At 62.7% G+C, this 24,720-nt stretch carries 25 protein-coding genes and 1 other RNA gene; 4 read left to right on the top strand and 22 right to left on the bottom strand.

Annotated elements, in window-relative coordinates:
* Window positions 1–58: 58 nt before the first annotated feature.
* From murG to VFG26_RS03810, 10 genes are all read right to left on the bottom strand, one after another.
* Window positions 59–1,177, bottom strand: a complete 1,119-nt coding sequence (gene murG / locus VFG26_RS03855; RefSeq protein ID WP_325022416.1) for an undecaprenyldiphospho-muramoylpentapeptide beta-N-acetylglucosaminyltransferase — start codon at window positions 1,175–1,177, stop codon at window positions 59–61.
* Window positions 1,178–1,188: 11 nt separating this feature from the next.
* Window positions 1,189–2,370 carry a putative peptidoglycan glycosyltransferase FtsW gene (locus VFG26_RS03850; protein ID WP_325022414.1) on the bottom strand — a complete coding sequence of 394 codons (1,182 nt, stop codon included), beginning with the start codon at window positions 2,368–2,370 and terminating at the stop codon, window positions 1,189–1,191.
* Window positions 2,367–3,782, bottom strand: a complete 1,416-nt coding sequence (murD, locus tag VFG26_RS03845) for a UDP-N-acetylmuramoyl-L-alanine--D-glutamate ligase (RefSeq protein ID WP_325022412.1) — start codon at window positions 3,780–3,782, stop codon at window positions 2,367–2,369. The genes VFG26_RS03850 and murD overlap by 4 nt, the downstream gene beginning before the upstream one ends.
* 35 nt (window positions 3,783–3,817) lie before the next feature.
* The gene (mraY, locus tag VFG26_RS03840; protein WP_325022410.1) at window positions 3,818–4,900 is read right to left on the bottom strand and encodes a phospho-N-acetylmuramoyl-pentapeptide-transferase; all 1,083 of its coding nucleotides are present in this window, start codon (window positions 4,898–4,900) and stop codon (window positions 3,818–3,820) included.
* Window positions 4,901–4,934: 34 nt separating this feature from the next.
* Window positions 4,935–6,356 carry a UDP-N-acetylmuramoylalanyl-D-glutamyl-2,6-diaminopimelate--D-alanyl-D-alanine ligase gene (locus tag VFG26_RS03835; protein ID WP_325022408.1) on the bottom strand — a complete coding sequence of 474 codons (1,422 nt, stop codon included), beginning with the start codon at window positions 6,354–6,356 and terminating at the stop codon, window positions 4,935–4,937.
* Window positions 6,357–6,364: 8 nt separating this feature from the next.
* Window positions 6,365–7,810, bottom strand: a complete 1,446-nt coding sequence (locus VFG26_RS03830; protein ID WP_325022406.1) for a UDP-N-acetylmuramoyl-L-alanyl-D-glutamate--2,6-diaminopimelate ligase — start codon at window positions 7,808–7,810, stop codon at window positions 6,365–6,367.
* Between the two features lie 107 nt (window positions 7,811–7,917).
* Window positions 7,918–9,645, bottom strand: coding sequence for a penicillin-binding protein 2 (locus VFG26_RS03825; RefSeq protein ID WP_325022404.1), 1,728 nt, complete (start codon window positions 9,643–9,645; stop codon window positions 7,918–7,920).
* Window positions 9,635–9,934 (bottom strand): cell division protein FtsL, encoded by a 300-nt coding sequence (gene ftsL / locus VFG26_RS03820; protein WP_325022401.1) that lies wholly within the window; start codon window positions 9,932–9,934, stop codon window positions 9,635–9,637. The genes VFG26_RS03825 and ftsL overlap by 11 nt, the downstream gene beginning before the upstream one ends.
* 40 nt (window positions 9,935–9,974) lie before the next feature.
* Complete coding sequence (rsmH, locus tag VFG26_RS03815) at window positions 9,975–11,009, bottom strand: 16S rRNA (cytosine(1402)-N(4))-methyltransferase RsmH (RefSeq protein WP_325022399.1); 1,035 nt, start codon at window positions 11,007–11,009, stop codon at window positions 9,975–9,977.
* Window positions 11,006–11,509 carry a division/cell wall cluster transcriptional repressor MraZ gene (locus VFG26_RS03810; RefSeq protein WP_325022397.1) on the bottom strand — a complete coding sequence of 168 codons (504 nt, stop codon included), beginning with the start codon at window positions 11,507–11,509 and terminating at the stop codon, window positions 11,006–11,008. The genes rsmH and VFG26_RS03810 overlap by 4 nt, the downstream gene beginning before the upstream one ends.
* Before the next feature lie 556 nt (window positions 11,510–12,065).
* On the opposite strand from VFG26_RS03810, the gene VFG26_RS03805 reads away from it, so the two are divergent.
* Window positions 12,066–12,953, top strand: a complete 888-nt coding sequence (locus VFG26_RS03805; RefSeq protein WP_325022395.1) for a DUF2189 domain-containing protein — start codon at window positions 12,066–12,068, stop codon at window positions 12,951–12,953.
* 61 nt (window positions 12,954–13,014) lie between these two features.
* Here VFG26_RS03805 and rnpB read toward each other — a convergent pair.
* From rnpB to VFG26_RS03745, 12 genes are all read right to left on the bottom strand, one after another.
* An RNA gene (gene rnpB, locus VFG26_RS03800) (RNase P RNA component class A) lies at window positions 13,015–13,460 on the bottom strand.
* A 426-nt stretch (window positions 13,461–13,886) separates the two neighbouring features.
* Window positions 13,887–14,198, bottom strand: a complete 312-nt coding sequence (locus VFG26_RS03795) for a hypothetical protein (RefSeq protein WP_325022393.1) — start codon at window positions 14,196–14,198, stop codon at window positions 13,887–13,889.
* 194 nt (window positions 14,199–14,392) lie between these two features.
* Window positions 14,393–15,223 carry a pentapeptide repeat-containing protein gene (locus VFG26_RS03790; RefSeq protein WP_325022391.1) on the bottom strand — a complete coding sequence of 277 codons (831 nt, stop codon included), beginning with the start codon at window positions 15,221–15,223 and terminating at the stop codon, window positions 14,393–14,395.
* A gap of 136 nt (window positions 15,224–15,359) precedes the next feature.
* A complete protein-coding gene (locus VFG26_RS03785; RefSeq protein WP_325022389.1) occupies window positions 15,360–16,955 on the bottom strand; it encodes a phosphoethanolamine--lipid A transferase in 1,596 nt (531 codons plus the stop codon).
* Window positions 16,956–17,054: 99 nt separating this feature from the next.
* Window positions 17,055–17,825: an N-acetylmuramoyl-L-alanine amidase gene (locus VFG26_RS03780; protein ID WP_325022387.1), complete on the bottom strand. Its 771-nt coding sequence runs from the start codon at window positions 17,823–17,825 to the stop codon at window positions 17,055–17,057.
* Window positions 17,822–18,547, bottom strand: coding sequence for a DnaJ family molecular chaperone (locus tag VFG26_RS03775; RefSeq protein ID WP_325022385.1), 726 nt, complete (start codon window positions 18,545–18,547; stop codon window positions 17,822–17,824). Before VFG26_RS03775 ends, VFG26_RS03780 begins: the two co-directional genes overlap by 4 nt.
* A gap of 165 nt (window positions 18,548–18,712) precedes the next feature.
* Window positions 18,713–18,967, bottom strand: coding sequence for a DUF2852 domain-containing protein (locus VFG26_RS03770; RefSeq protein WP_325022908.1), 255 nt, complete (start codon window positions 18,965–18,967; stop codon window positions 18,713–18,715).
* 147 nt (window positions 18,968–19,114) lie between these two features.
* Window positions 19,115–19,546: a DUF2852 domain-containing protein gene (locus tag VFG26_RS03765; protein WP_325022383.1), complete on the bottom strand. Its 432-nt coding sequence runs from the start codon at window positions 19,544–19,546 to the stop codon at window positions 19,115–19,117.
* A 132-nt stretch (window positions 19,547–19,678) separates the two neighbouring features.
* Window positions 19,679–19,936 (bottom strand): hypothetical protein, encoded by a 258-nt coding sequence (locus VFG26_RS03760; RefSeq protein WP_325022381.1) that lies wholly within the window; start codon window positions 19,934–19,936, stop codon window positions 19,679–19,681.
* Window positions 19,937–20,069: 133 nt separating this feature from the next.
* Window positions 20,070–20,720 (bottom strand): TetR/AcrR family transcriptional regulator, encoded by a 651-nt coding sequence (locus VFG26_RS03755; RefSeq protein WP_325022379.1) that lies wholly within the window; start codon window positions 20,718–20,720, stop codon window positions 20,070–20,072.
* Window positions 20,721–20,825: 105 nt separating this feature from the next.
* A complete protein-coding gene (locus VFG26_RS03750) occupies window positions 20,826–21,467 on the bottom strand; it encodes an extensin family protein (protein ID WP_325022377.1) in 642 nt (213 codons plus the stop codon).
* 421 nt (window positions 21,468–21,888) lie between these two features.
* Window positions 21,889–22,650 carry an alpha/beta hydrolase gene (locus VFG26_RS03745; RefSeq protein ID WP_325022375.1) on the bottom strand — a complete coding sequence of 254 codons (762 nt, stop codon included), beginning with the start codon at window positions 22,648–22,650 and terminating at the stop codon, window positions 21,889–21,891.
* 107 nt (window positions 22,651–22,757) lie between these two features.
* Between VFG26_RS03745 and VFG26_RS03740 the strand changes: the two genes are divergently transcribed.
* Genes VFG26_RS03740 through VFG26_RS03730 form a run of 3 tightly spaced genes read left to right on the top strand, consistent with a single transcriptional unit; the run spans window position 22,758 to window position 24,673 of the window.
* A complete protein-coding gene (locus VFG26_RS03740; RefSeq protein WP_325022373.1) occupies window positions 22,758–23,000 on the top strand; it encodes a zinc-finger domain-containing protein in 243 nt (80 codons plus the stop codon).
* Between the two features lie 42 nt (window positions 23,001–23,042).
* Window positions 23,043–24,233 carry an FAD-dependent monooxygenase gene (locus VFG26_RS03735; protein ID WP_325022371.1) on the top strand — a complete coding sequence of 397 codons (1,191 nt, stop codon included), beginning with the start codon at window positions 23,043–23,045 and terminating at the stop codon, window positions 24,231–24,233.
* Window positions 24,227–24,673: an NUDIX domain-containing protein gene (locus VFG26_RS03730; protein ID WP_325022369.1), complete on the top strand. Its 447-nt coding sequence runs from the start codon at window positions 24,227–24,229 to the stop codon at window positions 24,671–24,673. The genes VFG26_RS03735 and VFG26_RS03730 overlap by 7 nt, the downstream gene beginning before the upstream one ends.
* Window positions 24,674–24,720 lie beyond the last annotated feature (47 nt).

The following is a 24,720-nucleotide window of genomic DNA, read 5'->3' as shown; positions in this document are numbered from 1 at the left end:
CCTCGGTAATTCGAATGTGGAGTGTTCAGGTCATAACGCTTTAGGGCCTCGATTGCTCTCAGCCCCCGCTAGAATACTTCTTTCCAGCTAAAGCGAGCGTAAAGTCGGCCAAATTCCGGACGGCATCCGGGCGCCCCGCGGTTTTAGCTGCCTTCGCTGCAGTCGCAAGCGCAACTGGCGCTTCCAGCAATTTTTGCAATTCATCGGCGATGCGTTCCGGCGACAGCCCCCGCTGCTCGAAACACCACCCCCCACCCGCTTCGGCCAGGCGGCGAGCATTGTTGAGCTGATCGTTGTCGAGCGCGTGCGGCAGCGGCACCAGGATCGACGGCCGCCCGATGACGGTCAATTCCGCAACCGTCGATGCGCCCGCCCGGCCGATCACGAGGTGCGCCGCCGCCATCCGCGCCGGAAGATCGGCAAAGAACGGCGCGACCTCGGCGCTGATGCTCGCTTCCGAATAGGCTTCGTTCACCCGCTCCAGATCTTCTTCGCGCGCCTGCTGCACGACGCGCAGCCGCTTCCGGATCTGATCGGGAAGCGCGAAAAGCGCGAGCGGTACGGTATCGGAAAAGAAGCGTGCACCCTGACTGCCGCCAAAAACCAAAATGCGAATGACGCCGTCGCTCGTCGGACCTTCATAGCGCCGCGCCGCCGCGTCGATCACGGCCTGCCGCACGGGATTGCCCGTCAGCACGGCCTTTTCAGCGACCTTGCCTTCGAGAAACTTGGTGCGCTCGAACGACGTCGCAATTGCCGTTACGCCTCTTGCGAGCAGCTTGTTGGCGCGCCCGAGCACGGCGTTCTGCTCATGAATGGCAGTCGGAATGCCCCGCAACCGCGCGGCCATCAGCGGCGGATACGTCGGATATCCGCCAAAGCCGATGACGGCCGAGGGCTTCACCGTGCCCAAAATTTTGAACGCTGCCCGCGTTCCACGCGCAAGCGTCGCCGCCGTCTTCATGATGTCGGCGGGCGCGCGCGCGGCCAAAGTTGCCGAGGGCACCTGATAGACGTTGCGCGCCGGAAACCCGCTGCCATAGCGGTCGCCGCGCATGTCCGTCATGAGATCGACTTCAACGCCGCGGCGCTTCAGCTCTTCGGCCAGAGCGAATGCCGGAAAGAGATGGCCCCCCGTTCCGCCTGCGGCAAGCATGATCGATTGCACGCCGGTCATTCAAATCTCGCTCATGTTTTTGGTGTTTGCCCTGCGAGTTGTACTTCCTCGATAGCCGGAATCCATCGCGGCTTTTTGAGGCGCTGCGGATCGGGCCGCCGTCGCGTCAAAGCGAGCAGCATTCCCGCCGTCAGCGACAGCGCCAGCATGGACGATCCGCCAGCCGAAATGAACGGCAGCGTCATGCCTTTGGGCGGCAGCAGGCCGATGTTCACGCCCATATTGATGAGCGATTGCAGGGCGAAGACGAGTGCCAAACCTTGGATCGCCAGCCGGTCGGCGGCATTGGGCTCGCCCGCCGCCCGCCGCAGCGCGCGGATCGTTATGAACGCGAAGACGCCAAGCAGCGCAATGCAGGCAGCGGCGCCGTATTCCTCGCCGATCACTGCGAAGATGTAATCGGTGTGCGCATCCGGCAGGATCGACTTGATCGTACCCTCGCCCGGCCCCCTGCCGAACAGCCCGCCCTCTGCGAATGACTGAATGGCCCGCCCCGCCTGCGAACTCTCGAGCGGCGCGGCGCCGAAGAACTTTTCAAAGCGCGACTGCACGTGTGGAAAGTATTCGTAAGCGAGCCACATGCCCGCGCCGCCCGCGAGTACAAGAAGCCCCGCGCCGATCGTCGGCAGTCCCGCAAGCAGATAGAGCAGCCCCGCCGTCGCGCTGATGAGCACCGTCTGACCGACGTCAGGCTGCGCCACGAGCGTGCCCGCGAAAAACGCCCACAGCCCCAACGCGAACGGCAGCGCCGGCATATCGCTGCGCGCGGATGCTTCGCCGAACAACCACGCGATGATGACGATGAAAGCAGGCTTTGCAAATTCGGACGGCTGCACCGAATAGCTGCCGACGCTCAGCCACCGCTGCGCACCTTTGATCTCGGTCCCTGAGAAAAGCACCGCGATCATGCCCACAACAGCAACGATGAACATCACCGCTGCGAGACGCCTGACGCCGCTGGGCGAGAAAAACGAAACGATCATCATGAGCGCCGTGCCCAGCGCCGCGAAGAACATATGGCGTTCGACGAAGTAGTAGGCGGGCAAACCCTTCTTCAGCGCCACCGCGGGCGATGCCGCCGCCGACAGCACGACGCCGATCACCACGAGCGAAACGAGCGCGATGAGCAGGCCGCGATCGATCGAAAACGACCATTCTGCGAGCAAACTCCGGTCTGCACGCGAAAGCTTCATGGGGACGCTCGCATCACGATGCCGGGAAGCGACGCAACGAGCCCGCGAAAAATTTCGCCGCGAACCTCAAAATTCCGGAATTGGTCGTAGCTCGCGCACGCGGGCGAAAGCATCACGACGGGTTCCGCCGCATCGCTCGCCTGCGCGTCACTGGACGCTGCCCACACCGCTTCATCGAGCGTGCCGCTGCGCAAGAAATCGACCTTGCCTTCGAGCGTCCGCGCGAATTCGTCCGCCGCCTCGCCGATCAGATATGCCTTCGAGATGCGATTGAAATAGGGGGCGAGGCTCTCGATGCCGCCCGCCTTCGGCTTGCCGCCGACGATCCAATAGATGTCGCCCTGAAATGATCCCAGCGCCTTCTCCGTCGAATCCGCATTCGTCGCTTTGCTGTCGTTGACGAAGAGCGCCTTGCCGAGCCGCCCGATTTCTTCCAGCCGGTGCGGCAGACCTGGAAACGACGACAACGCGCCCTGCCAATCGAGGTCTGTCGATCGCCCGAGCGCATTCAAGCACTCGCGCACGGCAGCAACGGCCGCCAGCGCGTTCTGCCCGTTGTGCCGCCCACGCAGCGTCGGAATACCCGTCAACGAGCCAAGCTTGACCGCCAGTCCCTCACGATTGCTGCACACGATGGTGTCTTCGAGCAGACTGTATCCTGGTGCGAGCGACTTCTTCGCGCTGAACGCAACTGCCGGTCCAACGGCAATCCGCCGCCGCAGCATCGCCAAGCCATAGTCATCGTCGATGCAGACCGCCGCGATCTCGGCGCCCTGCACGATGCGCTCCTTCACGGCGGCGTAATTCTCGATCGTCCCGTGCCGGTCGATATGATCGGCCGTGACGTTCAGCATCACGCCGAGCGTCGGCGCCAGCGTCGGCGTCAGGTCGATCTGAAACGACGACATTTCGATAACATGGAAACGTCCGGGCTCCGGCGGATCGAGCGTCAGGATCGGCCGCCCGATATTGCCGCCCATCTGCACATCCAGCCCGGCATGCCGGAGAATGTGCGAGACGAGCGCCGTCGTCGTCGACTTGCCGTTGGTACCCGTGATCGCGATAAACGGCGCACCCGGCGCGTGCTCGGCCCGCTCACGCGTGAAGATCTCGATATCGCCGATGATCTCGACGCCGCTCGCACGGGCCTTCGCAACGGTCCAATGCGGTTCGGGATGCGTCAGCGGCACACCCGGCGCCAGCACGACCGCAGCGAACGCCGACCAATCGGCCACGCGCAGATCGGCAAGCGGAATGTCCCGGGCGATCGCGGCATCCCGGGCCGCGACACCGTCATCCCAGGCGGACACGATCGCGCCGCCGTCGCGCAAGCTCTCGGCAGCCGCCAATCCGGATGCCCCGAGACCGAAAACTGCAACGGATTTGCCTTGAAATGACGTGGCGCGAATCATGACCCGACTCTACCGCATGTCGCGTCGTTTGGATCCTAGCGCAGCTTCAGCGTCGAAAGGCCGACGAGCGCCAGAATGACGGAAATGATCCAGAACCGGATGACGACCGTCGATTCCTTCCACCCCTTCTGTTCGTAATGGTGGTGCAGCGGCGCCATCTTGAACACGCGCTTGCCCGTCCACTTGAACGATAGAACCTGGATGATGACCGACAGCGTCTCGAGCACGAAGAGCCCGCCCACGACCGCCAGCACGATCTCGTGCTTGATCGCGACCGCAATGGCGCCGAGCGTCCCGCCCAAGGCCAGCGAACCCGTATCGCCCATGAAGATCATGGCCGGCGGCGCGTTGAACCAGAGGAAGCCAAGGCCTGCGCCGATCAGCGCCCCGCAAATGACGGACAGTTCGCCCGTACCCGGCACGTGGTGGATCTGCAGGTAGCCTGCGAACTTCGCGTTACCCGACAGATACGCGATGACACCGAACGTCGCTGCCGCGATCATCACCGGCACGATCGCTAGGCCGTCGAGGCCGTCCGTCAGGTTCACGGCGTTGCCGGCGCCCGCGATCACAAGCACGGCCATCAGCACGAAGAACGGCCCGAGGTTGATCACGAAATCCTTGAAAAACGGGAACGTCAGATCGGTGCTGAGGCCTTTCGGCGCCAGCATCATCAGCGCGACGCCGGCAATCGCCGCAACGATCAATTCGAGCAGGAAGCGGATACGCCCGGAAAAGCCCGCCGTCGTGCGCTTCGTCACCTTCAGGAAGTCGTCGTAGAAGCCGATTGCGCCATAGGCCAGCGCAACGCCGAGCACGACCCAGATGTAGCCGTTCGACAGTTGCGCCCACAGCAGCGTCGAAACGAGCACGCCCGCCAGGATCATAAGCCCGCCCATCGTCGGCGTGCCTCGCTTCAGAAGATGCGACTGCGGCCCATCCGTCCGGATCGGCTGCCCCTTGCCCTGCTTGATACGCAAGAGATCGATGATCGCCGGCCCAAACATCAGAACGAAGAGGAGCGCGGTGAAGATCGCCCCACCCGTCCGGAAAGTGATGTACCGGAAGACGTTCAGTGCGCTGATCTGATCGCTGAAGTTGACGAGCTCGTAGAGCATGCGGCGAAAACTTCCCCCTTATGGTCCACGCCGCCTAGGCAGCGGGCTCGTCTTGTTGTCCAAATTGCATTTTGAGCGCCGCGACCACGGAGCCGAGGCGAATTCCGTTGGATGCCTTGACCATCACGACATCACCGGCGCGAAGACTGTCAGCAAGTGCCGTCCCGATTGACTGGGACGTCGAAGCGTAACCGCCTTTCTTGGCCGCCGGTAGGGCGTCGTAAAGGCCTTTCATATGCGGCCCGCAGGCAAAAACCAGATCGACATCCGCCTCGTCAACCGCGCTTTTTAGGCCTGTATGAAGAGCTTGAGCGTCGCTGCCAAGCTCCAGCATGTCGCCCAGGACGGCAATACGCCGCGAATATTTGGCTCTCGGCACCGCAGCAAGCGCCGCCAGCGCGGCCTTCATTGAGGCTGGATTGGCGTTGTAGCTCTCATCAATGAGCAACCCTTCGCCTGCGCCGATACGCAGCACACTGCGCGCGCCCCGTCCGGCAGGCGGCGCCAAACTCGCAAGGGCGTCGAGCCCCTGTCTGACATCGGCGCCGACGGCATGAAGCGCCGCAGCGACGGCCAGCGCGTTTTCGGCAATGTGCCGCCCCGGCATTGCGACGTGAACCGGGATGCTCCCGCCGCCCACCACGACCGTCATATCGCTGCCGCCATCGGAAGCTGTCAGTTGCAATCCTTGCACGTCGGCGGGAACGTCCAATCCGAAGGTGATGGGCTTGGCCCCTAGCCGCTCAGCCGTAGCTCTCAACCGCCCCGCATGCGGGTTTTCGAATTTGATGATCGCCGCGCCGCCCTCAGGCAGCCCTTCGAAAATCTCGGCCTTCGCATCCGCAATCGCCTCGACGGAGGGGAAATGTTCCAGATGCACGGCTTCCACCGTCGTGATGATCGCCGCATGCGGACGAACCATTTTCGTCAGCGGCCGGATCTCGTCCGCATGGTTCATTCCGATCTCGAACACGCCAAACTTCGTCTCGCGCGGCATCCGCGCCAGCGTCAGCGGCACGCCCCAGTGATTGTTGTAGGACTTCTCCGACGCATGCGTTGGACCAAGGCGCGACAGGCAAGCCCGCAGCATTTCCTTGGTGCCGGTCTTGCCCACGCTCCCCGTCACGCCAACGATGCGCGCATCGGGCGATAGCCGCTTGCGCGCCGCCACGCCTAACGCTTCGAGCGCCGCAAGCGTATCCGGCACGCGGAACAAAGCGCCATCACCGGGCTGCCGCGCATAGCTTTCGCGCACGAGTGCAGCGGCGGCTCCCGCCTTGAACGCGGCTGATACGAAATCGTGCCCGTCCCGCTGATCGATGAGCGCCACGAAAAGATCGCCGGGCTCCAGCGAACGCGTATCGATGGAGACCCCGGTTATGGGTGCGCCAGAACCGCCCTCGGCTTCGACGCCGAGCACAGCACTCAATTCTGAAATAGACCAGAGAGGATGCATTTGAAACGTCAACTCGCGAGCGCCCGCCGGATTTCATCGTGATCTGAAAACGGCACGATGCGATTGCCGATGATCTGGCCGGTTTCGTGGCCCTTTCCGGCCACAAGCACGACATCGCCCGGCATCATCATTTTTACAGCTGTCGCAATCGCCACCGCCCGATCGCCGATTTCGCGGGCGCCGGCGGCTCCGGCAAGGATTTCCTTGCGGATTTGCGCCGGCTCTTCGCTGCGCGGATTGTCATCCGTCACGATCGTGACGTCAGCGCGCTCGACGGAAATCTGTCCCATGATCGGCCGCTTGCCCCTATCGCGATCGCCCCCGCAACCAAACACCGATATGAGCCTTCCGGTTGCAAATGGACGGCATGCATCCAGTGCCGCAGCCAGCGCCTCGGGCTTATGGGCGTAATCGACGATCGCCAAACCGCCGTTTCGCTCGCCGATGATTTCCAAGCGCCCCGGAACGCCCTTCAGAGTGCTAAGCGCCGAAAGCACCGCGCCCGTCTCTTCTCCGGCGGCAATGGCGAGCCCCGCGGCAACGAGCGCATTCTCGACCTGATACGCACCAACGAGCGGCAGATCGACGGAGAATGTTTTGCCACCGGCCTCGACGCCGACGATCTGCCGGAAGCCCTTTCGCTCGAGCGACGTGCGCTTCAACGTTTCACCCTGCGCACCGACCGTCAGCCTGCGAAGGCCACGCGCGGCCGCAGCAGCGATCACATCCTTTGCGTAGGCGCCATCGGCGTTGATCACCGCCGGCTGACCCGGCTGCAAAAGCTCCGTGAAAAGCCTGAGTTTGGCACCAAGATACGCTTCGATCGTCGGATGATAATCCATGTGATCGCGGCCGAGATTCGTGAACGCTGCCGCCGCAAGCTGAACGCCGTCGAGCCGATGCTGATCGAGCCCGTGCGACGACGCCTCGAACGCCAGGTGCGTTACGCCTTCGTCCGCCAGCGCCGCAAGCGTCGCATGCAGTGTCACGGGATCGGGCGTCGTGAGCGATCCATAGACCGCGCCATCCGGCTTCACGATGCCGACCGTGCCGATCGACGCCGCATTATGACCGAGCGCTGAAAAAATCTGCCGTGTGAAATCCGCCACCGACGTCTTGCCGCTCGTGCCCGTCACCGCGACCGCGCACTTGGGCTGCTTCCCCGCAAATTTCGCAGCAATTTGCGCCAAGGCTTTGCGCGGATTGTCGGTCTCGATGAGCGCGACGCCGGGCGGAACGGCCACGCCCTTCCCCCTGCCGACGATGACGGCCGCCGCGCCCCGCGCAACAGCGTCCGGAACGAACGACGCGCCATCGGCCTTCGTGCCCGGAAGCCCGGCGAAGATCACGCCCGGCCCGGCAGCGGCACTGGCCGCCGTAATCGCCGTAACGTCGATATCGGCCGCGCCGGGCGGCACTTCGATGCCGGCTGGAAGCACATCGCTAAGCCGCATGCCCCGTTTGTCGCCCCCCTGTTGGTCCGCCCGTCAATCGGCTCGCTGCTTGATACGGGCAGCCATGGAGGCCGTCAAATGCGGCCGAAAGTGGTGAACCGCGCGCGCTATTTTCCTGCAACCGTAATCTGCGGAGCAACGCCCAGTTGGCCTGCGACACGCGCGATCAACTCTCCCGTGACGGGTGCGGCGTTGGTGCCTCCCGTCCGCTGCCCCTTGGTCTCGGGGATGCCCTTCGGCTCGAAGAGCACGATGAAAGTCAGATACTGCGGGTCATCGGTCGGAAACGCCGCCAGAAACGATGATATGACCGCATTGGCTTTATAGCCGCCTTTGCTGGCGATATCGGCTGTGCCCGTCTTGCCGCCCACGCGATAGCCCGGCACATCGGCCTTGCCGCCCGTACCGTCCTTATCGGCGACGTTCGAGCGGAAAAGTTCGGCCATCTGGCGCGATGTCCCGGCCTTGATCACAGCTTCCCCATCCGCCGTGCCAGCATCGAATTTTCGCAAAAACGTCGGATAGACCCGCTTACCGCCATTGAAGAGCGTCGCCACCGCGGCCGCAAACTGCAGGGGCGAGACGGCGATGCCGTGCCCGAACGACGTGGTAATGACCTCCGCCTTGTTCCAGCGAGGCGGGACCTGCGGCGGCGCAACCGCGCCGGTTTCAACGTGCATCTGTTCGAGCAGCCCGAGCTTCTTCAGAAATCCGCGCCACTTCTCCGGACCCGCTTGCAACGCCAGCATGCCGGCGCCAACGTTGGACGAATGCGTGAAGACTTCCTTCGCCGTCAGAGGGCGGCGAGAGGGATGCATGTCGGAAACCGTAAAGCGTCCCACTTGCAACGGCTGACGCACGTCGAGAACCGTATGGGGCGTCGCCAGTCCCTCATCGAAGGCCATTGCCAGCGTCAGCGTCTTGAACACCGAGCCAAGCTCAAAGGTGCCGCCGGTCATGCGGTCGATCCGCTTGTCGTCAAGGGCTTGCGTCGGCCACGCGGGATCGACCCGCGGCAGCGACGTGCTGGCGAGAATTTCGCCGGTCTTGATATTGATAACGACGCCCGCTGCGCCTTCGGTTTGATAACGGCGCATGGCCTCGTCGAGTTCGTCTTCCAGCGCATGCTGCACGCCGATATCGAGCGAAAGGCGCACGGGCGGACGGCTCGACAGCACGGCGGAATGCACGGGATCGGCGCCGCCTTTGTCGTCGATATATTTTTCGATGCCCACAACACCGCGGTTGTCGACGTCGACGTAGCCCAGCGCATGTCCGGCCATCTTGCGGCCGGGATACGCACGCTTCAGCTCGTAGCGAAACGAGACGCCCGGCAATCCGAGATCGTGAATTTTCTGCGCGATCGCCGGCGAGACGCCCCGGCGGACCCACACGAACCGGCGGGATTTATCTGACAGCGCGCGCATCAATTCGGATGAATTGAGATCAGGCAGCACGGTCGAAAGCTTTTCGACCACCTCGTCGCGATCGAGCACGAGCCCGGGATCGGCAAAAATCGACGGCGCTTCGAGATCGGTCGCGAGCAATCGCCCGTTGCGATCGACGATGTCCGGACGGCTGAAACTCGTTGCAGCGACGGGCTCGGAAATGGCGAGCGCGATATCCGTATGCCGCCCCGCCGCGAGCACGAAAAGCTGCGCAACGACGAGGGAGAATGCCGAGAATAAGACGCCATAGACGGCAGCTTCGACACGCCGCTGCGTATGTTGCGTCTGTTTCGAAGAAGCAGGAGCCGCAGACTTTGGTGCCGGCGCATTGCGCACCATGCGCGCTCCCGCACCGCGGATCAGTATCTCGCCTGAATCAAAGCCCATTGGCGCTGCCCTGGCGCTGAGTAAGTTCGGTGACTTCACGTCCTTGCTGGAACTGTTCGGCCTTCGGCGGTCCAAGCCCAAGGCGGCGCGCGAGTTCGTCGATGCGATCCGGGCGCGCGAGCGTGCTGCGCTCTGCCTTCAAAACGGCGATGTCGCTGCGTGCGAGATCTGCCTGCCGCTCTTTCGCCTGAAGCTCAGCCTCGAGGCGGCGCGTGTCATAGTTCAATGCATAAAGAAGCAGCGCGCTCGCGACTGCGAAAAAGAAAGCGGAAACATTCAAGAGACGCATTTTGATACACTTCCCGTTCAGCTTGTCTCCAAGCTCAGCATTATCGGTGTCGAGGGACCCCCATCGCGTCCAAATCCAGCGGCCAAACAGCAGCATCGGTGCGGGTCGCGGCACGCAAACGTGCAGACCGTGCACGAGGGTTCACTTCCAATTCACCTTTAGAAGGTGTTAACGGCCGGGAGTTAACAATAAGGAAACTCGGAAGCCGGGATTTTATCAAATCGGGCGGCAGGTGCCGGGATGCACCGGCGGTCTTTCCGCTGCGTTCCGTTATGAATCTTTTGACGATTCTGTCTTCGAGACTGTGGAAGCTGACGACGACGAGGCGTCCACCCGGCTTTAAAATTTTCTCGGCCGCCGACAATGCGCGGGCAAGTTCGCCAAGCTCGTCGTTGATGAAAATCCGCAAAGCCTGAAACGTTCGCGTCGCCGGATGCCGGCCATCGACCTTCCGGCCATGAAACACATGCAGCACGATGTCGGCGAGCTCACGCGTCCGCGTCAGCTGGGCCTGGTCGCGCTTCTTGACGATGGCGCGGGCGATCGCGCGCGAACGTCGTTCCTCGCCGTACGTGTAGATCACGTTGGCGATCTCTTCTTCTTCGGCCGTGTTCAGGAAATCGGCAGCGCTCATGCCCGACACCGACATGCGCATGTCGAGCGGCCCGTCAGACTGGAACGAGAACCCGCGCTCGGCATCATCGAGTTGCATCGACGAAACGCCGACATCCAGAACGACGCCATCTACCGCCTCGACGTCGAGGTTCTCGCGCAGCGCCTCTTCCATATGGCTGAACGGCGTCTCAACGAGCTTCAGCCGCGAGCCCATTTCTTCGAGCAAGGGATTGGCATTGGCGATCGCGGTCGGATCGCGATCGAGCGCGAGCACGGAGCAATTGGCAGCGTTGAGAATGGCCCGCGTATAGCCGCCCGCGCCGAACGTGCCGTCGATGTAAAGCTCGCCGTCCTTGGGCGCCAGCGTCTCGAGCACTTCCGAGATGAGCACGGGGATGTGGCGCGAAGGCTTTTCAGCCGGCCCCTGCGAGGCTCCCTCTGCCCCGCCGTCGCGCGTCATTCCCGTGCTCCCTCGTCGCCGCCGTCATCCGACAGGCGGCTACCCGCTGCAAAAAGCTTGCGCGTTATCTGAACTTTATTTCGTGCTTCGGCACGGCGCGCTTCGAAGCGCTTGGGTTCCCACATTTGGAATTTGTCACCGAGTCCAACAAATGAGACGGCGGCGTCCAGGTTGGCGTGGGCGCGAAGGCTTTCAGGAAGGACGATGCGGCCGTCGCCATCGATCGAGAGAACCTGGACGTCGCCATAGAGTGCGACAGACAGTTCGTCGCGCTCATCCGAATAGTCCGGCAGGCCCGCGAGAAGCCCGTCGATTTTCTTTGCAAGTCTTTCGCCGCCTGCATCGAGCGCTTGAGCGTCGAGCGCGGGGTAGCAATAGAGGCCGCCCGCGATGCCGCCGGCATATCCATCGCGCTCGAGTACGGCGCGGAATGAGGCTGGAATGGAAACCCTGCCTTTGGCGTCGATCTTGTTTGTGAATGTCGAGACAAAGCGGTCCATCCCTCAGCTAACGAATGTCGTCCTCCACTCAGGTACTGGCTACGCTTTCACTTGATCCGCCCCGGCGGCCGGCTCCCCACAGGGAAGCAGCCAGAGCCAAACCAACTCACCACTTCCATTTCGGGCGGCCGGCGCGCTGAACGCGTGTCGCCCGAAACAATCGCAAGTGAAGATCCGTGGCGGTCGCTCGAATTGGGCCCTCTACCAACCGGCGCCCGGCCACGGTGTCCTGCCCGGTGCGGACGGGCATATATGGGATCGCATGGGATCCCATGGGCGTCAACGGGATATTAAGGATATTTCGTGGCTCCTGATGGAAATCCACCGCCCGGTCCACAGCAACCACACCCCGACTCTTCTCAACGAAGCCGTGCAGGAGCGGGCATAAGTTTATGAAAATTCGAAAATTTTTAGCGCCGCATCGCCAGTAACGCAGACCTGACTTGATGCGCCGCGCTAAGAGCGCATCCTGAGCCTAGGCGAGGCAGGCACCCCGGATTGTCCGGCGTCGCGGGAGAATCGGCCCGCTGGCGCCCCAACATCAGCAGGTGCGCACATGGCCAACACCGCTACACGACATTCAACCGTGCACCACGCCCAAGAGCGCGGCCTCGAAGTCAGATGGCCCGCCTCCATCATCTGGCGCGACACGGATCCGGCAATACGCAGAATAACGACGGCCGACGTTTGGCAGTCTCTCCGCGAAGGCTTCGACGATTTCATCGCGATGCCGACGCACCTCGTCTTCGCAGCGCTCATCTACCCCGTAATCGGTCTGATCCTCGCGCGCGTCCTGTTTGGCTACGGATTGCTGTCGCTCATCTATCCGTTAGCCGCGGGCTTCGCGCTGCTCGGACCGTTTCTGGCGATCGGGCTTTATGAGCTGAGCCGAAGACGTGAAGCAGGGCTCGATGTCGTCCCCACGGACGCCTTAGAAGTCATTCACCGCCCCGGCATGGGCGGCATCTTCGTCCTGGGACTCGGCCTAGCCGCCGTCTTCGTCGCTTGGCTCTACGCCGCGAACCTCATGTACACGCAGATCATGGGCGGCGAGCCGGCCTCTGTCTCCGCTTTCGTCCACGACGTGCTGAAGACGACGAAGGGCCACAACCTCGCAATTGCCGGTAACCTCGTTGGGTTCCTGTTCGCGCTCTTCGTGCTCGTCACGAGCGTCGTATCGTTCCCGATGCTCGTTGACCGCAAGGTCAGCGTCGGCACCGCGGTGAGAACATCCATCCGCGCGTCGGTCGAAAATCCCGGACCCATTGCCCTATGGGGTTTGATCGTCGCGGCCGGGCTCGTGCTCGGCGCCATCCCGCTGCTCGTCGGACTGGCGATCACCTTGCCGATCCTCGGCCACGCGACGTGGCATCTCTATCGCAAGCTCGTGGTTCCGCCCGAACAGCAAGACATCAGCGACGATGAGATACCGGCGGACCTTTGAAGCCGCACGTGCCCGCGCGCGATCTCGATAAGCGCGGGCACCTCGTTCAGAGCAAAAAGAAATCACCAGCCGGCCTATAAGCCGGGTTCTGTCCAGAGTTGCCTCCTGGACGGCCATTCATCTGGGACGCCTGTCGCCAGACGCCTCGTGCAATCAACCCGGGTGGGTAGCGTGAGGACGCGCCTTGCGTCTGCGGTTTCCCGCTCCGCGCGCCCACCCCTATTTGATCTTGCTCCCGGTGGGGTTTGCCCTGCCACTGCTGTTACCAGCAGCGCGGTGCGCTCTTACCGCACCTTTTCACCCTTACCGCCGGATTAGGCCCGAAAGCCGTCCGGCTTGGCGGTATGTTTTCTGTGGCACTTTCCCTAGGGTCGCCCCCGGCGGCCGTTAGCCGCCACCGTAGTCCTCATGGAGCCCGGACTTTCCTCTGCCGGAGTGTTCTGCTCGCGCAGCCTTTAGAGCGCGCTTCGCCTCACAAAAACCGGCAGCGGCCGTCCAGCCGGCTGGTGCCCGAGATAAGCGATGCGCGAACAAAAAGGTCAAGGCCCATACGACGGCGGCACCCGCATTAACTCAACCGGCCACCTTCCAACTCCGCCATCCCAGGCGAACGATGCGCCGGCGGCCGGCGCGCGGAACGCGTGTCGCCGGCGCCAACAGAGAACTCCCCGGGATCCACGACAACGGGCAGCGCACTCTTACTTGCTGACAGCCCCGCTCTCTAAACTGTCATCCTCGGCTTTATGCCGAGGATCCATGCTTCATCTTCCCCTGCTGCCCGATGGATCCTCGGGACAAGCCCGAGGATGACATTGCGTTGATTGAAGCGTCACGGCCGAGCGGAACCGCGGGAATAATGCACCCCCGTCGTCATCGCGGCGGAGCCGTCGCGTGCGGCCGGCTCCCCGAAGGGAGAGTCGCACGCGACCAATATCAATGCCGAAGCTGGTTGGCCCGCGCGGTAACCTCAGCCTGGCTCACCTCGCCCGCCTGCACGAGCGCATTGATGCAGCGGGAAGACAGCTTCTCCCCGGCAGCGCGCATGCACGCGCGAACCTCCGGGCTGTCGGACCGGTACTGGCTGCAAAGAGCATAGTAATCGCGCGAGCAGGCCAACTTCACGCGAAGGCTGACGGCATCAGCCGAGGTCGCCCAGATGAATGGCGCGGTCGCCACCATCGAAAGAGCGAACACAAAAGCACCCGAACGCGGACTGAAGACGCTGGTTCGCATCTGTGATGACATGTCGGCACCCCGGCATCGAGCTAAATGTAATGATCTCAGAAATATGCGCCCATCGTTGATTCATGGCCATCGCATATTTCGCCGCGCGACTCGTAAGGTCAGCTTCGCGTCAGCAAGTGTGCTCTGAACGAGCCAGAACGCGATCAAGCAAGCACGCCATCCGCCAGGCGTTAGTGTGCGAACCGCCGAGCAAACTAGCGCAGCGCGCGATCGAGGTTGATCGCCTGATCGAGACCTTTGACCTGCGTAACGCCGATCGCGCCGATGAAGTTCGCACCATCGAGATCGGCGCCCGTGAAGTCGACGCCAGAAATGTCGGCGCCCGCAAAGTCGGCCCGCGAGAGATCTGCGTCTTTGAAGTTCACGCCCTTCAAATCGGCACCCTTGAATTTCGCGAACCACAACACCGCGCGTTCCATGTTGGCATCAGCCATCCGCGCGCCGGAGAAATCGCAGTACTTGAGAATGTTGCGATAGGCCGTCGCGAGCGTCCCCTCGCCCGGCCGGCCCTCTCGCGGGTAAAAATTCGCCTTCGACAAATCCGCACCGCGAAAATCGGAGCCGGACAATTCCGCCTGGACATGTACGCCCGACATGTTCGCACCCGAGAAGTGCGGTGCATCGAGCGTGTTGTTGGACAGGTCGGCATAAACGGTCGGGCGCAGGATCGTCGCCCCCGCGAGATTGGCGCCCGAGAGATCGGCGCGGATGAGCACGGAGCGGTCGAGCCGCGTATGCGAAAGATCGGCGCCCTTCAGGTCGGCGCCGGTGAAATCCGTACCGTAGAGGTCGGCCCGCGCAAGATTGGCGCCTTTGAAGTTGAGCTCTGAAAGATCGAGATAAACGAGGTACTTGCCCGAAAAATCGGGCCTCGTGCCGGGCTTCGCCTGAAAGAGCAGGCTCGTGATGGTTCGGGCGTTCATCTCCGCCTTGGGCGTCACGGGCCCTGAACGCTCATCCTCGGCGGCGAAGGCACCGCTCGTGCAGAAGACCAGAAACGCGATACCCATCAATCTTCGGATCATACAAGCGTCTTTCAATCGTCAGCTCACAAAGCCGATCATGCATGAGTCCGGAGTGTGCGGGGATATCTTTTCGTCGCGGACCGGCAGGCGAAATCGCCGCGTGTCGGATCCGCCAGCTACGTTATCTCGTATCGCCTCATGATGCAGGCTTACGGCAGGGCGCGAACAGGTCAAGCGCCGGATCGTACACCCGGGTCGCGACGCCCATGACGCCAAGTGTCGAATGAAACAGGTTGTCATGCCCCACGCGCTGCGACGTGCGCTTGACGAGACAGTCCTGCTCGAGGCCGCGCGACTGCTTCATAGCATCTGACAGCCATACGACCATCGGCACATGAACCTGCGCTTCCGGCGCGATGACATAGGGCATCCCGTGAAGATACATGCCGTTCTCACCAAGGCTCTCGCCATGATCGGATACGTAGAACATGCCCGCATCGACGCCATGAGCCGCCCCGCCCTTGAGCACGCCGATAAGGCGCGTCAGAACATGATCGGTATAGCGGATCGAATTGTCGTAGGCGTTGATCACGTCGGCCAATTCGCAGTGGCTGAACTGGGCATCCTGACACGCGGGCTCGAACGACGCGAAACCCTCCGGATAGCGCTTCCAATACGCCGGACCATGGCTGCCCATCATGTGCAGCACGATCACCGTATCGCGATCGAGCTTTGCAATGCGCTCATCAAGTCCATCGACCAGCGCCTCGTCATATACCTTGAGCGGCGTCAGCGTCTCGGTCGTGACGCGCGCGCAAACGCCTTTGCATCCCGATTGATTTTCGCGCCACACGACGTCGAGCCCCGCGCGCTTGAGAATGTCGAGCAGGTTTTCGCGTGACGCTGCTCTCGCGTTTGAAAACCCCGCACGGCCGTATCCCGAAAACATGCATGGCACGGACTGCGCCGTATCCGTTCCGCACGAATAGGCCTGCCCGAAGTTGACGAGATCACCCATCGAAGCAAGGCCCGGGTTCGTCGGCCTCTCATATCCGTTGAGAGAGAAATGATCCGCGCGCGCCGTCTCGCCGATCACAATGACGAAAATGGACTTGCGGCCGCCGTTGAAACCAATCCGCCGTGCGTCCTCTCCATAAGTTGCGACCTCTCCGGCCCGCTTGCGCTTGACTTGTCTGCGATATGCCGAGAGCGCCGAGACGATGTTGACCGGCGCTAGCGTCATTTGAAGTTCGCGATGGTCGCGCGCGAGCGAAATCAAATCGCCCCACACCGGCAGCAGCACGGCCGCGAGAACCGCAAGCGACAGGGTCGCTGCCTTGAGCTTGCCCAACGCCTCCCGCCCGAAGGATTGCTCCGTCCAAGGCACAATCCAGAACAGGATGGCCGGAACGATCCCGAGCAAAACCACATAGGCGACAAAGCTCGGCGTGATGAGATCGCCAGCCTCACCCGCATCCGTCTCGATCACGTTGCGAACCATATGCACGTCGAACACGACGCCATATTCGCTCATAAAATATGAGGCCGCCGCCGTCACAGGCAGTAGCACAAGCACAATGGCACGCAGCAACGGCTTCAGTGATACCGCCAAGAGCATAAGATACGTCACGATGACGATCGCCACCGCAGCCGAGGCGACGAACGGCCAATCGCCAAACCGCGACGGATCGGCGACACCGATGAACTTGTGCCAGAAGGGCAGATTGAGAATGACTGCCACATAAACCGCGACGGCAAACGTCAGCAGTTCGGGGCGCCGCGGTTTGAACACGGTTGCTCCTGGTTCGGTAGCGTTAGAGTATCAAGCCACCCCGCCGGCGCCGCGACGGGCGCCACGCCACCCACATCAACAGCATGCGGAACGATTCCGTCAAGCGGCTGCGCGCTTGCGCGATGCCTCGATCAACCGCTCTAGTGTCACTTCCGTCGACCGGTCCAGGCGGCCATCGACGCGGCGAGGCCGAAAATGCAACTGGAAGGACCTTATGACTCTCTCGGTGCGCGGATCGAGCGTACCCGTGACGTCCACCTCATAACCGTAGGCCGCAAGAAGCTCTTGCGCCCGCCGCACCCGCGGACCGGATTCCCCAGGCCCGAGGCCCGCATCGTCCGCCTTGACGGGCGATGGACGCACCCAGAGCCCAAGTCCCGCCCGTGCAAGAAGCAACCAATTGAACTTTTCTCCAGGATCGATCTTTCGACCGGGTGCGACATCCGAATGGGCAAGAATGTTATCGGGCGCAATCCGATGCCGCCGCACGATATCTTTCGCCAGCGCGATCACGGCCGCCATCTGGTCCGGCGGAAATTCCGGATAGCCGTGCTGATGCCCAGGATTATGAATTTCGATGCCGATCGAATGCGAGTTGATGTCCCGCTCGCCGCGCCAGTAGGAAACGCCCGCATGCCATGCGCGCTCGTCTTCCGGCACGAGCTGCGTAATGCGTCCGGCTTCATCGACCACGTAGTGGCACGACACGCCACTCTCGGAACGGCCGAGCCAATCGATCGCTTTCGATGCCGAACTCATGCCCGTGTAGTGCAGAATGAGCATCGAGGGCTTAACGCCGCCTCGCCGCGCCTCACGGTTCTGCGCGGGGTGCACGTCGTGAGAAAGCTGCGTGTCGGCCTTGAAAGTCACGTCGGTTCCAGCGCTCGCTCGATCCTGAGGCCGCGCTCCTCCAGTATCGCATCGTAAGCGGCCGTGATCGCAACCATGCGGCGTTCGGCGCTCGCCAGAAACTCGGGCGGCACGCCCTTGGAGACGAGCGCGTCCGGATGATGACTTTTGACGAGTTCGCGGTAGCGCGCCTTGATCTCCTTGTCGGATGCGGCAGGAGAAACGTTCAACACCTCGTAGGGGCTGTCGGCATCGCGCACGAAACCACGCCGGACGCAGCGGAACTCGCACTCCGTGAACCCGAAGATCTCGGCGACGCGCGCCAGATAGCGATCCTCGGCGGGATGCAGAATGCCGTCCGCGGTCGCGATATGAAATAGCGACTCCAGCACTGAAACCTTCAATTCCGGCTGCGGCTCCAGAATGCGGGCGATCTGCGCGGCATACGATTCGTACCCGGCCACGTCCTGGCTCGCCAGCTCATAGAGTTTGCGCACGTGCGCGCACTCGCTCTCGGGAACCTTGAACTGCCGCTTGAAGGCTTCCGCCTCGACCGGCAGCGAAACGCCGTCGGCCTTGCTCATCTTGGCCGCGAGCGCCACGACGGCGATCGTAAAACCGACCCGCGACTGGGCGGGTGTCGCCCCGCTCTCCAGGCCGAACGCTCCTTTGATGCTATCAAGCGCGGAGCGCAGTCCTCCACCGTACGCCACAACGGCGTTCTTCAGAAATTGCCAAGGCATCGATGATCCGTGAGTTCTCAACGCGTCAGACAAGCCAGCCCGCCGCGGCCGCCTGCATGAAAGCATAAACGACGCGGCAGGGTAACACCCCTAAATTTCCTGCAACATGGGTGAGAAAGTGGAATCCACCCATTCTCGCGAGGGAAATCTCCCCTCCGCAACCGCTCAGGAAGCGGAGGATCCTCCGTTTCGACGGCTCTGGAGAAAAGCCTGAAAGGCCGAAGCATCTGCAGCCCGGCGCAGTTTGTCGAGGTACGCCCGGAATTCGTCCGCCTCTTTCTCGAGACGTTCAAGTGTCGCGCGGCGGTAATCCTCGAATGCCTTGTTCTGAACGCCGCTGTCGGGAGCATCATGAGCGCGCGTGGCCCCGCACCGGGAGGCCGCCAAAGGCCGGAGCAAAACCGCAGCTCCAATAACCATGAGCGCCACGGCCGCTAAGTGCAAAATCACAAAAGGCAGGTGCAGAAGGTGATGAAACATCGGTCTCGCTCCGCCAGCTGAAAGGTCAGGACGTTCAGATAAAAAAATTGGGGCCGCCCCGGAAGGCAGCCCCATGAAATCTGGTGATTAGGCTGTTGCGCCGCTGTTGGGTTCCGGACGTTCCCGCCGTTCCGCCATGAACTGGTCGAACTCGGATTTGTCCTTCGCCTGCCGCAGGCGCTCAAGGAATGCGCGGAACTCCCGCTCCTCCTCTTCCAGCCGCTTGAGCGTCGCCTCGCGATAATCGTCGAACGCCTTGTTGCCGCTCGATGGCCCGCCTCTGCCGAAGTTGCGAACTTCATCCTCGACGCGGGAACGTGCCCGCTCGAACCGTTCGGCGAACCGGCTTTCCCACCGGCCGCGGCCTCGTCCGCCATGCCATCCGCAATTCATTCGTCCACTCCAAAGCATGTAGGTCAGGATTGCGAGACCAGCCGGCCAGAATACGATGAATCCTAAGACCATCGCAGCGATCCATGCCGGCCTGCCGATATCATCGAGCTTCTGTACTACCGTCACGCCACCCTCTCCTCGTTGGGGATGTAAATGTATTTTACATTCACATAAATGGGAGGGCAAGGGGTCGCTTCAAGGCCCTCCGAGAAGTTTTTTGCCCACCCTCAGCCGAGGCTCGCTTCTGTTCAAAGAGGGCTAACGCCCGCCCCGCATCCGCCTCATGAGCTCCAGCGCAATCTCGTTCTTGAAGGCGAAGGGATCGACGGATACGCCCAAGATCGTCTGGCAGTGCGGACAGTTATAACTAGCTCCGGCAAAAACCTTTCCCATGCCGTTCGCGATATTCATCTGCTCGGCACGCGCGGTGCCGACGATGTTCTGACATTTAGGGCACTTGCCGGGCATTACCACCTCCGACAGATCTTCAAGCCGCTGGCTGCAGGCGGCGGCCATTACCGTCACTGACTGCCGATCGCTGACCGAGTCGCATTTCCCTATCGGTTTGTAGGCAGAATATCATGGAGCGGACAATGTGCTCACTGTGCGGCAAACGACACTGCTAACAGTGTTTCGGTGCCTTCTGCGCCTAGCTGCGCGTGCTGGGGCGCGCGCCAAGCCCATCGAGGTAGATCAGCACCGCTGCATCGAGCAGGTCTTCGGGGCTCATGGGGATCGGCCGGCGGGCCTCATCGCCCCGGCCGAACAATGACGCGATGCCATGCGCCTGCGCCCAGATGTGAAGCGCCATCATCATCGCAGGCGGCCGTCTGCCCTCAGGCATTCGGGCAACGAGCGCCGCGCAGGCATCCTTCAGCACGTTGAACGCGCGCTCACCGGCGATATGCAGGTCCGGGAACGCTTTGAACGAAAGACCGGATTCGAACATCGCCGAATACTGCGCCGGTTCCGTCCGCGCGAAATCGAGATACGCACGGCCGACACGCTCGAACGCCGTATACGGATCGGGCGTCCCATCCGCCCACGCTTGCCGGAGATTCGCCTCGAACGCATCGAATGCACGCCGCGCGACGTCCGCCATCAGCGCGTCACGATCGCGATAATGCCGGTAGGGCGCTGCCGGACTAACGCCAGCTGCGCGCGCGGCTTCAGCAAACGTGAAGCCAGCAGGCCCCTTCGCGGCAATGAGATCGAGCGCAGCCTTCATCAAGGCTTCACGCAAGTTGCCATGATGATAGCCGCGGCGGCTTCCAGGAGGTGGATCGCGATCCCAAGTCATGCGGCGCTTCTAGCGGATTTGAATGCGAACTGCACGCTCAGGGATGCCGCAAACTGCAGGACGCGATCACCTGCGGCGCTAGCGGCTCACCTTGAGAAGCGGCAATTACTTGCAGATACGCTTCAGCCCATCCCGGCCGTGGTGAGCCAGATCGAGATGCAGGTGGTTGGCGTGAAGGCTGTCGTGGTTCGGCCCAAGCACCGTCGTGAAATACTCGCACGCGCCCCCATGCACATCGCGCAAGAACGCCTGCTCTCGGTCCGTGCCGCCAGACCAATCACGCAGCATGCTGATCTTCTGCCCATTCGCCAGCGTGAAACCGCCGACGTCGATGGCATTCGCATAGGCATGCTCGGAAATGGTCGACCCGCTGACGCCGTTCATCGGCCGGCATGAGTACGACGCAAGTAGCGTGATGCCGACGACCTCCTGCCGGAAATGCTGCCGCGCCGCGGGCTCGACGACATCGCGCACCCAGCTATCGATCTGCGGGATCATCGGGCACCTCAGAGATGCCGGAGGCTTGAGTTCGACGCGTCCGTTATTGGCCGCCGACATCTCGAACGGGCTTTCCGCTCCGCACACGCTCGGGCCGCCGAGCGCCGATTTCGGCTGGATGAATGCCGACGCCCGCACGATCCCCGAGGCGAGGCACGCCCGCTCTTCCGGCGAGCGCCAGGGGTCGTCCTTCACGACGAACGTCGGGCCTGTCGCGCAGCCCCATAGCAAGGCCAGTCCCGAAACCATCAGGACGGCGCACGGCACAAGAACGCTGATACGGAAACGCGAGAACATGGGTCGTGAAGTAAAGGCCAGTTAGGGTTAACGGCCGGTTAAGCGGCAGGACGGACGGCCTTTGTTGCTGATTTTTCAGCCGGATTTGGGCCCGCGCCATGGCCAACCGGAGGCGGACTGCGGCGGCCGCAGGGCGTGCGCTGTCTGGCCGTCGAGTTCCCGGGCATCCGGAGCCAAAGTTATCCGCGTCCAAGCGCGGCTTGTCGTACGACTGAAATCATTGCGTCACGTGAGGCAGCTAATTTGGCATCGGCCCCGAAAGGTGCTGGGGCGGGTTCGAACTTGTACCGCGTGCGAGCTGGAATACGCCGCCCTCGCGTCTTCGATCGGGCATGTATTGAGTACCGGTCGCAAGACGCTGGCGGCGCTTGCCCTACGCCCCCTCGTCAAAGAAAGCCAACGCCTCGGCCTTGAAGGTTCGGTCGCCCACCGCGCGGTTGTGGTCTTTGCCCGGAATTGTATAGGCGCGCGCACCGGGAATGAGCTTCGCAAGCTCTTCCGCCGAGCCGCCGATAACATCCGTCTCGCCAACCGCGACGAGCACAGGCGCCGCAATTTCGCTCACCATCTCCGCCGAGATCGGCGCTCGCGACGAGCGAATGCAGGCCGCAAGCGCAAGCAGATCGCTCTTCGTCTGCTCCGCGAAGGCACGGAACGTCCGCGCCGCGGGATTGGTCACTTCGTCGATGCTCTCGGCTTCCAAGGCCCGCGCGATCGGGCCCGTTCCCGCCATGCCCCGCACCATGTTGATGCCAAGCCCGCCGAAGACGACGCGGGCCACGCGATCGGGATGCGTCAGCGTCAGGAAGGCAGCAATCCGCGCGCCCATCGAGTAGCCGATGACATTCACCTTCGCGATGCCGAGATGATCGAGCAGCCGCCGCGCATCCTCCGCCATCAGCGGCGCACCATAGTCGGTGAGCTCATACAGCTTCTGGCTTTCGCCATGGCCGCGGTTGTCGAACGCGATGACGCGGTACCCGGCCTTGGTGAGAAACGTGACCCACCCCGGATTGACCCAGTTCGTCGCCACATTGGAGGCAAAGCCGTGGATCAGCAGAACCGGCAGTTTGCCCTCGCCACCCCCCGTGTCGAGGTAGGCGATTTCAACGCCATCGCTGTCGAAGTGGTCCATGCCGCCCGCCGCCGTTCGATTTCCGGAAAGTTTTTATGTCCCCTACCATCATGGCTGCCACGAGGATATGGTGCGGCCAAACATCTCCCATATTGGAAGGGCGAAGCATGGCCGGGGCCGTTATTCCTCACTTTGCAAACGACGTTGGCGCGGAGCGAATTTTCGTTGGCGTCAAAGAGTTCAATTGCATGGGCGCCCGCCCGCCGTTCGACCATCCTCACGTCTATCTCGACATGGGCCAGGACAATCAGATCCTCTGCCCCTACTGCTCGACGCTCTACATCCATGATGCGCGCCTGAAGGCCGACGAGAGCGATCCCAAGGGCAGCCTCGTAGCGGACGCTGCTTAAGCCCATGGGGGTGAGCCGCAGCATCGGCTCGGACGAAGGCTGATGGCGGCGAAACGCGAAACCGCACTCATTGCCGGCGCTGGCATCGGCGGCTTGGCCGCAGCAATCGCGCTCGCGAAACGCGGCATCGATGTCCGCGTTTGCGAGCGGCGGGACGAGTTCCCCGAAGAAGGCGCCGGCATTCAGATCGGCCCGAACGGCGTCCGCATCCTCCGCGACCTGGGCGTCGCCTCCTACCTCGAAACGAGCGTCGCCACGCCTGACGCCCTCAGTGTCCGCGACGGCGCATCGGCCCGTGAGCTGACGCGCATGCCCCTCGGCCGCTGGATCGCCGAGCGCCACGGCGCCCCCTACTGGACGGCCCACCGCCGCGATCTGCACGTCGCTCTGCGTGCACGCGCCGAAGCCGAACCGCGCATCACACTCATGCGCGGGACACACATCGTATCCGTGGCGAGCGGGACGAGCGGCATCCGCGCGACGTCGGCGAGCGGCGAAGCATTCGATGCGTCCTTTCTCATCGCTGCTGACGGCCTCTGGTCCGCCCTCCGCGATCAGATCAGCGGCAGCAAGGCGGACTTGATCCCGGTCGGCAAAAACGCGTTCCGCAGCGTCGTCCCTGCGCAAAATCTTCCGCCGGAACTATTGCCCAACGCCGTACACATCTGGCTCGCACCCGGCGCGCATGTCGTGCACTACCCGGTGAACGGCGGCCGCGACATCGCCCTCGTCGTCATCGCGGACGACGACGCCCGCTCCGAAGGCTGGGATTCACCCACCGTCGCTGACGTCGTGAAATCGAAGGTGGCCGCATTTGCCCCGCAGCTGCGCGCGCTCCTCGACGGAGCGTCCGATTGGAGAAAGTGGTCGCTCTATCGCTTGGCCCACCTCCCGCGCTGGACCGCCGGACGCGCCGCGCTCCTTGGGGACGCCGCCCATCCGGTATTGCCGTTTCTGGCGCAAGGCGCTGTCCTGGCGCTGGAAGACGCGATCACGTTGGCCGACGTCGTCGCGGCCAGTAACGGCAACATCGAGCGCGCGTTGGCCGGCTACGAAAAAGCGCGTCGCGCCCGCGCTGCCCAAGTCGCGGCAGCCTCCGAACGAAACGGCCGCATCTATCATATGAGCGGCCTCAACGCCTTCGCCCGCAACACCACGATGAAGGTTCTCCCGCCGGCCTACGTCATGAGCGGATTCGACTGGCTCTACGGCTGGAAACCTCACCCATGCTGAGCCGGCTGCGCACGCTTCTCGCCGAACGCAAGAACATCGTGACGCTCGGCGCACAAGGCATCGTCGTCGATGACGCCCAGCGCGTGCTGCTCGTGCGCCATGGCTACCGCCCGGGCTGGCATTTCCCCGGCGGCGGCGTCGAACGTGGCGAGGAAATCGAAACGGCGATCACGCGCGAAGTGCTGGAAGAAACGGGCGTCATCGTCTTAGAGCCGCCGAAGCTTATCGGCATCTATTCGCACTTCGAGGATTATCCAGGCGACCACATCGTGCTTTTCAGGATCGACCGCTGGCGCCGCGACACGATCCCGGCGCCCAACGCCGAAATCGCCGAGCACGGCTTCTTCGCGCTCGATGCATTGCCCGATCCCGTTTCTCCGGGCACGGCGCGGCGCCTGGCGGAAGTCTTCGCCGATGCCGAGCCATCATCCGCCTGGTAATCGCCGCAACGGCCGAGGCTATCGCGCGCCGCTTTTCGACGTTAAGA

Origin of the sequence: Hyphomicrobium sp., assembly GCF_035687085.1 — a bacterium.
GTDB lineage: Bacteria > Pseudomonadota > Alphaproteobacteria > Rhizobiales > Hyphomicrobiaceae > Hyphomicrobium_B.
Note: the sequence above shows the minus strand (reverse complement) of the source record. Positions and strands in the feature narration are given on the sequence as shown.